This is a genomic window from Vibrio sp. B1REV9 (assembly GCF_905175395.2).
In the GTDB taxonomy this organism is placed as follows: Bacteria; Pseudomonadota; Gammaproteobacteria; order Enterobacterales; family Vibrionaceae; genus Vibrio; species Vibrio alfacsensis.
This window is the reverse complement of record NZ_HG992746.1, coordinates 1,373,068-1,386,869: the sequence shown is the minus strand read 5'-3', so window position 1 is coordinate 1,386,869 and position 13,802 is coordinate 1,373,068. Positions and strand designations below refer to the sequence as shown.

10 protein-coding genes and 1 pseudogene are annotated in these 13,802 nt (G+C 45.8%); 4 read left to right on the top strand and 7 right to left on the bottom strand.

Features of this window, described 5'->3' with window-relative positions:
* Window positions 1-152: 152 nt before the first annotated feature.
* The 4 genes and pseudogenes from KHN78_RS20215 (at window position 153) to KHN78_RS20200 (ending at window position 4,805) form a co-directional block, all read left to right on the top strand.
* Window positions 153-968: a TonB-dependent receptor gene (locus KHN78_RS20215; RefSeq protein WP_211918502.1), complete on the top strand. Its 816-nt coding sequence runs from the start codon at window positions 153-155 to the stop codon at window positions 966-968.
* 12 nt (window positions 969-980) lie between these two features.
* On the top strand, window positions 981-2,102 hold the full coding sequence (locus KHN78_RS20210; RefSeq protein ID WP_211918500.1) for a BamA/TamA family outer membrane protein: 1,122 nt from the start codon (window positions 981-983) through the stop codon (window positions 2,100-2,102).
* A 9-nt stretch (window positions 2,103-2,111) separates the two neighbouring features.
* Window positions 2,112-3,177, top strand: a pseudogene (locus tag KHN78_RS20205) (DUF4056 domain-containing protein).
* 317 nt (window positions 3,178-3,494) lie between these two features.
* Window positions 3,495-4,805, top strand: coding sequence for a dicarboxylate/amino acid:cation symporter (locus KHN78_RS20200; RefSeq protein ID WP_211918498.1), 1,311 nt, complete (start codon window positions 3,495-3,497; stop codon window positions 4,803-4,805).
* Between the two features lie 192 nt (window positions 4,806-4,997).
* Here KHN78_RS20200 and KHN78_RS20195 read toward each other — a convergent pair whose 3' ends face one another.
* The 7 genes from KHN78_RS20195 to glgB all read right to left on the bottom strand — a co-directional run bounded on the left by KHN78_RS20195 (window position 4,998) and on the right by glgB (window position 13,746).
* Window positions 4,998-5,372, bottom strand: a complete 375-nt coding sequence (locus KHN78_RS20195) for a YkvA family protein (protein ID WP_211918497.1) — start codon at window positions 5,370-5,372, stop codon at window positions 4,998-5,000.
* A gap of 214 nt (window positions 5,373-5,586) precedes the next feature.
* On the bottom strand, window positions 5,587-6,711 hold the full coding sequence (locus tag KHN78_RS20190; protein WP_211918495.1) for a M20 family metallopeptidase: 1,125 nt from the start codon (window positions 6,709-6,711) through the stop codon (window positions 5,587-5,589).
* Window positions 6,712-6,720: 9 nt separating this feature from the next.
* Window positions 6,721-7,188 (bottom strand): YjiG family protein, encoded by a 468-nt coding sequence (locus tag KHN78_RS20185; RefSeq protein ID WP_005374849.1) that lies wholly within the window; start codon window positions 7,186-7,188, stop codon window positions 6,721-6,723.
* Entirely contained in the window at window positions 7,188-7,928 is a 741-nt protein-coding gene (locus KHN78_RS20180; RefSeq protein ID WP_128813384.1) for a nucleoside recognition domain-containing protein, read from the bottom strand. Before KHN78_RS20180 ends, KHN78_RS20185 begins: the two co-directional genes overlap by 1 nt.
* A gap of 491 nt (window positions 7,929-8,419) precedes the next feature.
* A complete protein-coding gene (locus KHN78_RS20175; RefSeq protein WP_211918493.1) occupies window positions 8,420-10,480 on the bottom strand; it encodes an alpha-amylase in 2,061 nt (686 codons plus the stop codon).
* 219 nt (window positions 10,481-10,699) lie between these two features.
* On the bottom strand, window positions 10,700-11,374 hold the full coding sequence (gene mtgA / locus KHN78_RS20170; RefSeq protein ID WP_211918492.1) for a monofunctional biosynthetic peptidoglycan transglycosylase: 675 nt from the start codon (window positions 11,372-11,374) through the stop codon (window positions 10,700-10,702).
* Window positions 11,375-11,517: 143 nt separating this feature from the next.
* Complete coding sequence (gene glgB, locus KHN78_RS20165; RefSeq protein ID WP_211918490.1) at window positions 11,518-13,746, bottom strand: 1,4-alpha-glucan branching protein GlgB; 2,229 nt, start codon at window positions 13,744-13,746, stop codon at window positions 11,518-11,520.
* Between the last annotated feature and the right edge of the window lie 56 nt (window positions 13,747-13,802).

The window sequence follows — 13,802 nt, the reverse complement described above, 5'->3', positions numbered from 1 at the left end:
GATGTTAAGCACCTTATAAAATTCAAAAATGCTTAACTCACGCTTTGGTGCTTTGTCTTCCTGACTAAGTGATATTTTTCTGTGATTCCAATACCGCAGGTAGCTTTTTACCGACGGCGTTTTTTTGCTTGTCACGCTCAATGAAGTTCACTATGAAATTGCGTTCCTTATTCTTAGCTTGCTCTTGTCTATTCACCGGAGTAGTCAATGCCGACTCCATCTCTCTGCCTATCTGGAAAGAAGAAGCAGAAGCACTCGGCTACAACCTACCAAAGCCCTTTGGTTTAAACCTCAGCTACATGAGCATGGAGCAAGGCATTAATGTCAACTCCATCGCGTTGAAAAACGTCAAGTTGGGGCCTTTAAACTTAGATGGGCTTCCTTTAGAAGCAGGAGCCGGTAAGCAAGCAACAGATGTTATGACCCTGCGTGCCGATGTTTGGCTGTTTCCATTTTTAAACCTATACGGATTAGTCGGACAGTTAGACGGTTACTCTGAAACCACCGTTAAGTTAAAGGCTTTTGGTCATACATTACTTGAAACGCCATTCCGACTAGATCTGGACGGCTATACCTATGGCGGAGGCTTTGTTCTTGCGGGCGGTTACAAACAGCTTTTTGCACTTGTCGATGCGAGCTATACCCAAACCAACCTGAATGTCATCGATGGTGCGATTGATGCTATTGTGGTGTCCCCACGTGTTGGATACGACTTCCATAGCCATGGTGTACCCCTTCGCTTTTGGGTTGGTGCAATGTACCAAAATGTCGAGCAAGAACTCTCAGGAACGCTCAAGCAAGCGGGTATTGACCTATCCGGTCGATTTGAAGTTAAACAACAATTAACTTCTGAATGGAACACTATCGCTGGTATGCAATACCAATTCAATGAAGATTGGTATCTCTTGGGTGAAGCGGGATTTGGCGATCGTAAAAGTATTTTCTTCTCTATTGATCGTCGATTCTAAGGCAAAGACAAGATGAAAGCATCGCACCACATCGCGATTACAGCGCTACTCTGTGCACCGTATGCACTTGCAGAGCAAGCTGAACCAGGCTTAATGGACAATATCTTGACTAAGCTAGGCTCTAGCGAAAGCGTAGACGAATCTAAATTGATCGACTGGGGCGTGTTACCAGGACCATTCGTGAACCCAGAGCAAGGCTTTGGCATCGGTGTGGCAGCCGTGGGTTTATACACCCCTTATGATTGGCAAAAAGGCGATCCTTACTCCACTGTCACCGCAACCTCTTACGGTTCAACCTCGGGCTCTTATGGCTTGGGGCTGAACAATCGTACTTACTTAAAAGGTGACAAGATCCGTCTTCTCGGTGAGGCGTGGATCAGCCATACACCGGGTTATTACTGGGGCATCGGTACACAAGCGGCAGAAAACGAGCAAAACAAAGTACAGTATGAGGGCCAACGTTTGCAGCTGAGCCCAAAGATCGCGGTAGAAATCGCACCCGATACCTATGCAAAACTGGGCTGGCAATGGCAATCCTTTAGCAAAGTAGAAGGGGTTGATAGCGATATTCTTCCATCCGAGGTGACCGATGCCACCAGCAGCGGTGTGTTACTTGGAATGGAATACGACACGCGCGATTTTGAACCAAACCCAATGCGCGGCCAATTCCTTGATATTGAATGGATAGCCAACCGCGATTCACTTGGCAGTGATGAAAACTACGACAACCTTGTCGCCAACTACCGTCTATACCAACAGTGGTCTGACACTACCATCATCGCAATGGAGGTATATTCGCAGTCTATTTTTGGTGAAGCGCCTTGGTTTGATTATGCCCAACTGGGCGATGACCAACGTATGCGCGGCTACTACCAAGGACAATACCGCGATAAACATCAATTTTCTACTCAAGTCGAGCTGCGCCATACCCTGTCTGGGAGGCACGGCATTGTCACTTGGGTTGGTGCTGGCAATATTGCCCCAACCTATCGCGATTTATTCGAAAGTAGCTGGCTGCCAACCATCGGTGTGGGTTATCGCTTTGCCTTTAAAGCGCGCATTAACGTACGTGTCGATTTAGGTGTCGGTAAAGACAGCACTGGATTTTATTTTCAAATTAATGAAGCATTCTAGGAGTAGGGTTTGAAAAAAACAGCACTATTACTACTAAGCCTTTGTAGTGGATTCATCCAAGCACAAGAATTGAAAGCACCTGTTGGTGTTCGGCCATGCTGTGCTTTCGGTGTTGATCTCAAAGCCCAACTAGGAAGCGTGCCTGTCCCATTTTTCTCACTTGAGAATGTATTATCAAGCAATGAAGTGGGCACTCACCACTACAACGATGGTAGTGCATCCGTATCTGGTAGCCTTCTAGGCTTCAACGAAGAAGCTAATGGCATTATCTTTACCGATCTCGGTGGTTTTATTGATACTGCACATGTGCGTGATACCGCCGACTACACCTATTACCTATTTCAGTTGAATCGACATTATCTAGGTCGAGCTGCGCACTTAGATTTACCCGCAGAATTGCGCGTGCGCAGAATTCATTGGTATCACCAAAACGTCAAGTTGTCAGAGCAAGAACAAATTAAGCGCAGCGCTCAAGCAGCGGCGCTAACTGCGTTTCGTTTTGCACAATGGCATGAGATTGCCCAATGGTTTGGTATGGTTTCCGTCAGTGGCTTTAAAGAATTGGCATCGGCGTTTTCTTCGGAAGATCTCTATTCCAATATGCTGGGGGCGACACTCGCAAAGCAAGTTTTGATAAAAAATCCAGACCTTAATCAAAAAGCATTTTCTAAAGCGATGGATACGGCATTTCAGCGTGCGCTTAACGATCTGAAAGCACAACCGAGAAGCATTACCAAAAAAAAGAATTCAGCAGCTGGATGGAACATGGTGGGACAGCTCAAGGCGTTTACCTGATAAATGGGTGGTACGATTCCGCGATTATCATTTAGCGCTCGACTTAACTCCGAATTACCCAGGAGCCAATCATGCGTTGTCATTATCAGCATACTTTGATGATCAGCAACCCATTGAACAGTGGATGAACGTAGAGTTTATTGCCAATCGACAAGAAAAAGCGTTTTCTTCATTACCTAAACCGATGAGATCTCAAACCATTTGGACCCCAGATGATTTTCAAACATTGGCTGATTTCGCCCGTTCAATGGATGATAAAGCACGCCCAACGCTAAAATAATCAGCATCAATATTGAATAAACGACGCTTATTTATGCACTAGGCATCGTCATTTATTTTGGTATGCAATACGTTGGTTACTCATCACAAATGTAATAAAACATTTCTACTGGTTGTATATTCCACCAAATTGTTATCATTTGGATGTTAATCCCGCCAACGCAGTTGCAAAAACGTTAAAATACCAAAATAAAAAGTGACCGCTCTCACATCTAAAGATCATTCAGAGGATTATTCTTTCGCATTTTTTCACTCCGCTGCTAACCTGCTCGCCGCCTTGAAGTGAACTTAAGGTGCATAACTATAAGGAGTGTTCTCATGAATACCAAGAAACCGATGTCGCTCACCAGCCGCGTAATTTTGGGTATGGTCGCGGGTATCTTGACAGGATTTGCAATACGCACACTTTTCGCCGACAACGGATTTGTCGACGCATACATTGTTAATGGATTATTCGAAGTTGGTGGACAGATCTTCGTTGCCAGCTTAAAAATGCTTGTGGTACCGCTGGTGTTTGTTTCACTAGTGTGTGGTACCAGCTCTCTAAAAGACCTGTCTACACTGGGTCGCATGGGTGGTAAAACCCTTGCTTTCTACGTAGCAACAACCGCTATCGCAATCACACTTGCTCTAACTATGGGTACGCTATTCCAGCCTGGCGCTGGTGCAGACCTCACCGCAGCAAGTTCATTCAAATCAGCAGAAGCACCATCTTTGGGTCAAGTGATCATTGATATGTTCCCGACGAACCCAATCAGCGCAATGGCAGAAGGTAAAACTCTGCAAGTGATCGTGTTCGCCGTCCTATTCGGTATCGCGATCAGTGCCGCTGGTAAGCCAGGCGAACGTATCGCTGCATTCTTCTCTGATCTGAATGAAGTGATCATGAAATTGGTTGCGATTCTGATGAACCTAGCACCTTACGGTGTGTTCTTCCTAATGGCGAAGCTGTTTACAGGCCTTGGCCTAAGCGCAATCTTAAACCTTGCTGAATACTTCGTTGTACTAGCAGGTACGCTGTTGCTGCATGGTCTTGTGACTTACAGCTTGATGCTAAAAGGCTTCACTGGTCTAAACCCAATTACGTTCCTACGTAAGATGGAAGACGCAATCATGTTTGCTTTCTCTACGGCATCATCGAACGCGACCATTCCAGTGACAATGGAAACAGCTAAGCACCGCATGGGTGTTGAGAACCGCGTATCATCGTTCACAGTGCCTCTAGGCGCAACCGTGAACATGGACGGTACGGCGATCATGCAAGGTGTGGCGACAGCGTTCATCGCACAGGCATTCAACATCGACCTAACTATGGGTGACTACCTAATGGTTATCATGACGGCAACATTGGCGTCTATCGGTACCGCAGGTGTTCCTGGTGTAGGTCTAGTAATGCTAGCAATGGTATTGAACCAAGTTGGTCTACCACTTGAGGGCATTGCCCTTATCATGGGTGTTGACCGTCTTCTTGATATGATTCGTACTGCGGTGAACATCACCGGTGATAGCGCGGTGACCATCATTGTTGCTAAATCGGAGGGCGCATTGGATGAAGCGCGCTTCAACGACCCTGCGGCGGGTGTCGCAGAAGAAGAGGTGCACTGGAAACGGGCTCAAGCTCAAAGTTAAGCGACTCAAATATCCTGTCTAAATGAAAGCCCCAATGGAAACATCGGGGCTTTTGTTGTTTTTGTGTCTCGGTACACTTTGATTTTTTGACACCTTGGTTTTCTGAGACCGTGTTTTTTGAGACCGTGTTTTTTGAGACATTGGTTCTTTGAAACATTGGGGGTTGGGGACGCTTTAAAATAGATAACAACCCTACTCCGTCATCGAAGTCAGCTTTTCTCTCGCTTGTTCTTCATGCTCTTCAGTGATCGCATTTCCAACCGAATTCGCCGCTAAAGTCAGAGCGGCCATATCATCGGTAAAGCCAACGCCCGCTAGCATATCTGGCACCATATCGGTCGGTAACACAAAGTAAGCCAAAGCGCCACCGAGAATGGCTTTGTGTCGCGTCGCCGTTTTAGAGTCCGTCATTGCAAGCCAAGACTTAATACCCATCACGGCAATTTCTTCACCGGCTTTCTTAACGGAATTTTTCATTTTACGCCAGAACGTCTTCTCATCTGGCGCTTTCATCGTTTGGTCAATGGCGTCATTAGGCGTCGACGGTAAAGACACATTGGTTGTCATTGTTGTCTCCGAAATTTATGACTGTGGCAAACATATTATATAAGTAAATCTGAACGTAAGATTAATAATGAACGCTGATAACGAAAAAAGAAATTTAATAGGCTAAAAAGAAAAATCCCCAAACCGAAGTTTGGGGATTACCTTTTAGAGAGCCAAGCTTTGAGCTAAACCACTTATCTAGTTTTAACTAATAATCTAGTTTTAACTAATAAACTTATTGAGCCATCTTCTCTAGCACACGCATCAGCATTTTGATGCGCGGTTCAATGGATTCAAGCAACAAGTACTCTTGGTCACTGTGGAAACCTGCGCCAATTGGACCTAAACCATCTAGCGTTGGTACGCCTAGAATCGCCGTGTTGTTTGCATCTGAACCACCGCCAACTTCATGCCATTTGATGTCAATCGAAAGCTCTTGAGCGGTTTCTTCTACCAAAGCCATCAAACTGTCTGTTTTTGAGCTAGGGATCATAGATGGCTTATACGCTTCACGAGTCAAACTGATACTGACACCATCAACAAACGGCGTAGTAACCAAACCATTTAGCTTACTGTCGACATCATCGTACTCTTCATTGCTCCAAAAGCGCACATCAACAATCGCTTCCGCCTGTTCAGGAACAATATTTGCGCCATTGCCGCCAGAAACGACACCAACATTGAGTGTTGTACCAGATTCAAAATTGGTCATCGCATTGATTGCCAAAATCCAGTTCGCCATCTCTGTGATTGCACTGCGACCATTCTCTGGTTCGTTACCTGCGTGTGCAGCAACACCATTAAAAGTGATTTTGTAACACGCCATGCCTTTGCGTGCTTTCACTAGACCGCCGTCCGCGCGCGCCGCTTCACAAACCAACACGTTCTTCGCGTCTTTTGCTACCGATTGAATCCAGTCAACAGAATCCAAAGATCCTGTCTCTTCATCTGGGTTCATACAGACAGCAATAGACAACTTATCCAACACCGATTGGTTTAGATTGCGCATCGCATACACGATGTTAAGCAAGCCAGACTTCATATCCGACACACCCGGACCGTACGCTTTCTCAGCATCTTGAGACATTGGGCGCAGCTCTGCCGTACCGACAGGGAAGACCGTATCCATGTGACCGATCAGCATTACGTCGATGTGCTCAGCTTCCGGCTTGTTACGAACTTCAAGACCGACACCCGCTTTGCCACAGTCGATGCGCTTTACGCTCCAACCAGACATCGCTTCATACTTCTCTTCAAATTGAGAAGCAATAAACTCAATACCGTCCGTTGTGTAAGTACCACAATCAACGTTAATGAGTGGGCGTAGCTCTTCTAGATATTCATTTAGAGAGAATTGCATAACTCACTCCTAGACAAAAAGATTCATCACCAGCATTGCGCCAAACGCGTTCAATACTGAGATTGCAATCATAACTGGGATGTAACGACCTTCAGTACCGATAGGACCCATGATACGACCCATGTACTGAACTTGAGAGCCCATTAAGTAGATAGCAGGCGCAAGAATCGCAATATGCGTGCCGTTCAGGATGCCTTGGTCAAACAGCGTGATCACTACGCCAACCGCACCGCCCATCGACATCCACGCACCGATCAGTACCGCTGCCGCTTCACCCGGAAGACCAAACACCGCCATAATTGGAGAGAACACAGTACCCATCAGATCCAGCGCGCCAGTGATTTGCAGTGCTTTGATGATAACGAACGCCATCAATACGTTAGGAACCGTAGAGGTAGTCGCAATTACCCAGCCTTTCTTAGCACCTTCGACGAAGATATCCGTCACCATTGGTTTTTTCGCTTTAACGTCACCCATTATGCCGTCTCCTCTTTTAGGTTCTCAGATTTGTTTTGGTCTTGTTTATCTTCTTTACCTTCTGTGATGTTTAGGTAAATACGGAATAGGTTTGCACCGATGATCTTGAATGCGAACATCACCACAACCGCCAAACCAATGGAAGACGTGACCGCTAGAGAGCCGTCTGCCATCGTTAGCGTAAACAGTACTGCACCTGATGAGAAGAAGTTAACGATGGTTGCGCCCGCCGTAAACTGGAACATCGTGAATACGTCAGTTTCGCGTTTCGTTAGGTGACCTTCATCTTTTAACTGACGCGTCATCGCCGCACCTGCATCGGTACTTTGTAAAGAAGCAATCAAAGCGAGACCAGAGTTACCAGGGATACCCATTAGAGGACGTAGCAGAGGCGTTAGAAGTTTACGAGCCGCTTCAAGCGCACCGTAGTGCTCAAGAACGTTGATCATACCTAGCGCGAACATAACGGTTGGGATCAAAGTAAGCGCAAAAATGAAACCGTCACGAGCACCGCTACCACCAGTACCACGGAATGACGTCGTCGCCGCTTGTACTGCACCATCCGCACCTTCCGTTACGCCGTACGCAACTTTACCAAAAGAGCCATTAAGAGTCGTAAAGTCAAATACACCGTACCATTCGTTCGATTGCATAAGACCAGAGAAGAACACAACAGCAAACGCAAGTGCAATGTAGCACCCGATCGTCACCTTGCGTTCAGATTGAACAGGGTTTGTCATAAATTCACCTATATATGTGGAACAGAACACATAGATGATCCCTTGAAGTACGTGCTAGAGAGATGATCGAAATCAATCCGTTTGCCGAACAACTCCCTCACTCAGTTATGAAGTTTTATTTTATGATTTGAATCACATTTAAAAGATAATAAATATTTATTACGACAACAAAGCGCATTTATCTAAAACGAATGCACCATTCAATACGTTAAATTACACCATTAATTGTTGGTAAAATATGACTGAAGCACATTATTCACACCGTAATAGAAACAAAACGTATACGCATATCTTATTGTTTAAACGCGATTTTAATGGATGGATAAAAAACCTGAAACGATGATATTTTGTTCAAAATCTCACCTCCATCGTTTATTTCGTGAACATCGTTTATTTCGTGAAATAGCCTAAAAATAAAAGAGCCTTTCCTGGGAGGACCAAAGAAAGGCTCATGAGCGGTGTTTAAACAAAATATAAACGCTTACGCAACGCTATTTGTCCCGCCCTACAAACGCGACTACGACTTTATCATTCCCTAACGAACGCGAAAACACATACGCATTCTCTTGTTCAATGACTTGATGTATACCCGCACCTATCGCTGGGTGCGATTGGCGGAATTGACCTAATGTCTGCCAATGCTTGAGCAATGCTTGTTTCTCATCCGATAGTTTCCAAACCATGTCAGAACGCGTGCCTTGGTGGAAATCGTCCGCGTAAGGACCAATGTTGCGTCCCACCTCATCACCGTAGTAAACCTGAACAGCCCCTGGGCTTAGAAGCAGTGCGTTAGCTGCGTTACGCTGCATGCCGTAATCTTTGAAACGAGAGAAGAACAGCTCGGTGTCGTGGGAAGACATGTAACTCACAGGGTTAAAGTCTTTCTCGTTAGCAATTGTGTTTGCGTAGCTTTCATAGGTGTCTGCCATTTGGCTGAAACACGCCGCGCCTTTGTCTAACTTTTTCTGCATGTCGAAGTTAATCAAGGCATCAAAGCCATCGTCAAAGTAAGGGCTGCGATAAGCGGTATGTCCCCACACTTCGCCCATCATCCAGAATGGCTGACCCGATTTGCCGTTCTCTTTACGCCAATGCTCAAGACTGTTTGATGCCTTTTCTTTTAAACGCTTCCAGACATCACTTTCAACGTGCTTCACTGTATCAACACGATAGCCATCAATACCAAAGCGTTTCACCCAGTCAGTTTGCCACTCAATTAAGTAATCGGAAACGGTGTAATTGTCACGCGCCTCTACGCGAGTGCCCGGGTTATCCAATAGCCATTGCGCTGGTTTTACGGCTTTGTCTGATTCAGTGATAAAGTCAGGCAAACCCGCCAATGACGTGGTGATATCGCTGCTGCCTGGTGCAGGGTAGCCCGGTAAACCGGTTCTTACCCAATCACCGCCCCACCATTTTGCCCAGTTTGGACTCTGGTAATCGATATTCTGGTGGTAACTATGCCAGTTCTCACCTGTTTTGGGTTGCCAGTCGCGCCATTGCTTAGGCAAGTCAGCGCTTGGCTTTAACACTTCAATGCCGTCAAACTGTAAATCCGCCAAGGTTGCGTAACCAGTATGGTTAACAACCGCATCCATCAGGACTTTAAGACCACGTTTGTGCGCCTCTTCCACCAGCATTTTTAGATCGTTTTCGTTGCCGAAGTTTTCATCAATCTTGGTGAAATCACGCGTCCAGTAACCGTGGTAAGCGTAAAATGGGAATGAACCGCTGTCGCCGCCACCCACAAAACCATGCACTTGCTCAACAATGGGTGATAACCAAATGGCGTCTGTACCTAGGCTCTTGATGTAATCTAGCTTTTCGATTACACCTTTTAGATCACCACCGTGGAAGGTACCGATCTCTTCTTTGCCATCTTTCTTACGCCCATAGCTATTGTCATTGCTCGTATCGGCATTGTTGAAACGGTCGACCATCACAAAGTAAATATTGGCATTGCGGTAGTCGAACGGTACCGCTTCTTTGGTTTTCTTCACCGGCTCTAGCAGCACTAAGCCGCCGGATTCTTTACTTGGCGTCAGTGATACTTGCTGATCTTTTACTTCCACCATCTGACCAGAGTAAGCATCACGTAACTTGGTGCCATCAGGGAAGCTATTACCTAGAGCGATAGTGACTTCCCCACCTTGGTACACTTCACATTGTACTTGTGGAATAGGACGCTTGAATTCAGTCTTGGCGGCTTTCTTCGGTTCACGCTTGAAGCGCAGTGTTTTCGCTTCCGCATCAAAAGCAAAAGAGTAATCACCAGTAAAACGGATTTTTAACGGCAGTTCTGTTGGCTTTCCACAGTGCAGCGCGATAGGTTTGTTGAATTTCACTTTCTGACCATCGGGCGCGACACAGTCGCCTTCAACACCCGTGATTTTGAGCGTGTATCCGTCTTTGGTTAATGGCACAACCAAAGGCTGCTCTGCACTTAAAGGAAAGTCACGGCTGTTGGTTGTGGTAGAAATGGTAATATTTGGCTCGGCGATGGCACTTGCCGATGCAAGCAATAAGGTCGTCGTTATCAGATTCAGTTTCATCGTTCAGTCCATTGGTTGCGCATAGGCGCAGTATTCGTGTTGTAGTTTTATTCACACTAATAGTAAATGGATGAAAAACTGAGCACATCATTCTAAAAGGCTACGCCCCAAAGCTTGTGACGGTTCACAATTTACTTTTATTGGGGCGTAGTTCTATTTACAAGAATCTGATTTTTAAAGTTTAAAGCTCAAAACTTAGAAGCTTAGAAACTTAGAAACTTAAAGTTGGACCGTGCCAAGGTTACGCATTTGTCTCATCGCCCAATTGACACGGTTTATCGTATAAGAGGTTTGTGGGTACACCTTGATTCGATAGGGGTTTGGCAACACCACCGCTAAACGCGCCGCTTGACGAGCAGATAATCGCTTAGCCGAAATACCGAAGTAATTTTGGGCCGCTGCTTCTGCCCCATAAATTCCTGGTCCAAACTCCACTACGTTTAAATACACTTCTAAAATACGTTCTTTCCCCCACATCGCTTCCATTAGCAACGCAAAGTAGAGTTCATAGGCTTTACGAATATAGGAATGAGATGGAAATAGGAACACATTCTTCGCCGTCTGCTGTGTGATGGTACTTGCACCTCTTGATGGACCATTATCTCCAGCTTCAGCGATCACCTTAAATAAGGAGTCAAAATCAACACCATAATGTGTCGGAAACTTTTGATCTTCTGTCGCAATGACGGCAAGTTGCATGTTTTTAGAAATATCGCTCAACGGTACCCATTCGTGCTGACTGCTTTCAGGGTAACCTGCAGGTGGTGAAATCCATCGACTGATCTTCCAACCCCAAATTGGCGGATCAATAAATTTGGCTACTCCAACGAGCGCAACAGGCAGGAGTAGTAGCACTAATAAAATATTGAATAACAGGGATTTTATCTTTCTCAAAGTCCGAGCTAACCTGATGTCATAAAATAATATGTGCAGTATAGAGTATGCCGCTTGCTAATGATTAACAACCGTTGGTCAAAAAAAGCCCGATTTACAATGTAAAGCGGGCTTGATATTAACTAAAACCACACTAAATATTTTTATTTCAGTAACTTATAAAAAGTTGTAGAAAGTGGCGGTAGGCGTAATTCAATAGATTGAGGCAGAGATTCACTCTCCACTTCTTCCGTTACTACATTGGTCAGTACTTCAAAACCACTTCCGTCGTATTTTGCATCATCGGTGTTCAGAAGAAGTTCATACTCGCCTTCCTTTGGAACACCCAAACGGAAATGCTCATGCGGCACTGGCGTGAAGTTACTGATCACCAGTACACGTTCACCATCTTGACTGATACGCTCATGCGCTAGAATGCTCGCATCCGCTTCATCTTGTAAGCGCCACTCAAAGCCAGCTGGTAAGCAATCTTGATCATGCATCGCCGCTTCATTGCGGTATAAATGGTTCAAGTCACGGATCAATGTCTGCACACCTTTATGACGACCAAACTCCAACAAGAACCATTGCAACTGATCATCATGGTTCCATTCTGCGGTCTGACCAAGCTCTGCACCCATGAAGTTCAGCTTCTTACCCGGTTGGCCGTACATGTAACCGAAGTAAGCACGTAGGTTCGCTGTTTGTTGCCACTCATCACCCGGCATCTTGTTATGGATAGAGCCTTTGCCGTACACCACTTCATCATGAGATAGCGACAGTACATAGTTCTCGCTGTGTGCGTAAACAAGCGGGAATGTGATGGTATTGTGGTGGTATTTGCGATGAATAGGATCTTCTTGGATGTAAGAAAGACTGTCGTGCATCCACCCCATATTCCACTTAAAACCGAAGCCTAAGCCACCCATAAAGGTTGGCGCAGATACACCCGGGAATGCCGTCGATTCTTCCGCAATGGTCATTGCATTCGGGAAGTGCTTGTACACTTCTTCGTTCATCCACTTCAGCGTTGCGATCGCATCGTAGTTCTCGTTACCGCCGTCCGCATTTGGAATCCACTGATCGTGGCTGCGTGAGTAGTCTAGGTAGAGCATCGACGCAACAGCATCCACACGGATACCATCAATATGGAATTGCTCAAACCAGTAAAGCGCGTTAGACACAAGGAAACGGCGCACATGCTCACGACCTAGATCGTAGATGTAAGAGTTCCAGTCTTGGTGCCAACCACGGCGAGGGTCTGGATCGTGGAACAGTGGCGTACCATCAAAATTCGCTAAGCCATGATCATCCGATGGGAAGTGCGCAGGTACCCAATCCAGTACCACACCCAAGCCAGCTTGGTGACACGCATCAACGAAGAATTTGAAATCATCCGGAGAGCCGTAACGACTCGTCGGCGCAAACAAACCTACTGGTTGGTAACCCCAAGATCCAAAGAACGGATGTTCTGAAACGGGCATAAGCTCAACGTGGGTGTAGCCCATGTCTACAAGGTAAGGGACTAACTCAGCGGCCAATTCTCGGTAGTTTAGGAAATCGCCATCTTGATTGCGCTTCCAAGAGCCGGCGTGCAGTTCGTAGAAAGACAAAGCTTCATCACGTTTCTGCGTCACTGGACGGTTTTGCCATTTCGCATCTTGCCATTGGTAACGGTTGTGATCGTATGTGATCGACGCAAATGACGGGTATTGCTCTGAGTAGAAGCCCCAAGGGTCTTGTTTATGAGGAAGCCCTTCCCCATTTGGCCCTTTGAGCTCAAATTTGTATTGTACGCCCTCTTCCAAACCAGGAATGAACAAGCCCCAGATACCGTAGTCTAGGCGCTGCATTGGATGGCGACGACCATCCCACTGGTTAAAGCTACCCACTAGGCTGATTGCAGAAGCATGAGGTGCGTAAACAAGGAAACGAACACCAGAGATGTTTTTACCACCACGTTCAAGTGTCACAAATTGTGAACCCATGTAGCGGTACATATCTTTTGGCGTATGCAGGTGCTCGTATTCTTGATAAATATTGTGGTATTGATACGGGTCATCAACAAGCTGTTCTACGCCATCCCAATCCACCGCTAATTGGTAATGTGTGAGGTGTAAATCTCGCTTTTCTTTTAAAACAAAACTACTGTCACCATCGCGATTTAATTCGACGCGAGGCTCTCCGTCAATAACCAACTCAACCTTATCCGCACCCGGCATCCAAACTCTCAATGAGCCAGTGTCGTCGTTTGCAAAAGGACCTAATGTTGCGAACGGATCTGAGTAAGCCGCCTCAGCGAGTAGTTCATAGGCGCGTTTGTGGTTCTTCTTTACCTTAGTTTTCAAATCTTTCTCCCTAGCACCGATATTCTCCTTATGGATTTTGAACATCGGATTTCCACAGCCAAACGTTGTGAACTCACATAAAAGACTGAGTTTTATTTTTT

Coding starts and splice junctions, on each gene's coding strand:
- KHN78_RS20215 (WP_211918502.1), top strand. CDS start 153: ATGAAATTGCGTTCCTTATTCTTAGCTTGCTCTTGTCTATTCACCGGA.
- KHN78_RS20210 (WP_211918500.1), top strand. CDS start 981: ATGAAAGCATCGCACCACATCGCGATTACAGCGCTACTCTGTGCACCG.
- KHN78_RS20200 (WP_211918498.1), top strand. CDS start 3,495: ATGAATACCAAGAAACCGATGTCGCTCACCAGCCGCGTAATTTTGGGT.
- KHN78_RS20195 (WP_211918497.1), bottom strand. CDS start 5,372: ATGACAACCAATGTGTCTTTACCGTCGACGCCTAATGACGCCATTGAC.
- KHN78_RS20190 (WP_211918495.1), bottom strand. CDS start 6,711: ATGCAATTCTCTCTAAATGAATATCTAGAAGAGCTACGCCCACTCATT.
- KHN78_RS20185 (WP_005374849.1), bottom strand. CDS start 7,188: ATGGGTGACGTTAAAGCGAAAAAACCAATGGTGACGGATATCTTCGTC.
- KHN78_RS20180 (WP_128813384.1), bottom strand. CDS start 7,928: ATGACAAACCCTGTTCAATCTGAACGCAAGGTGACGATCGGGTGCTAC.
- KHN78_RS20175 (WP_211918493.1), bottom strand. CDS start 10,480: ATGAAACTGAATCTGATAACGACGACCTTATTGCTTGCATCGGCAAGT.
- glgB (WP_211918490.1), bottom strand. CDS start 13,746: ATGTTCAAAATCCATAAGGAGAATATCGGTGCTAGGGAGAAAGATTTG.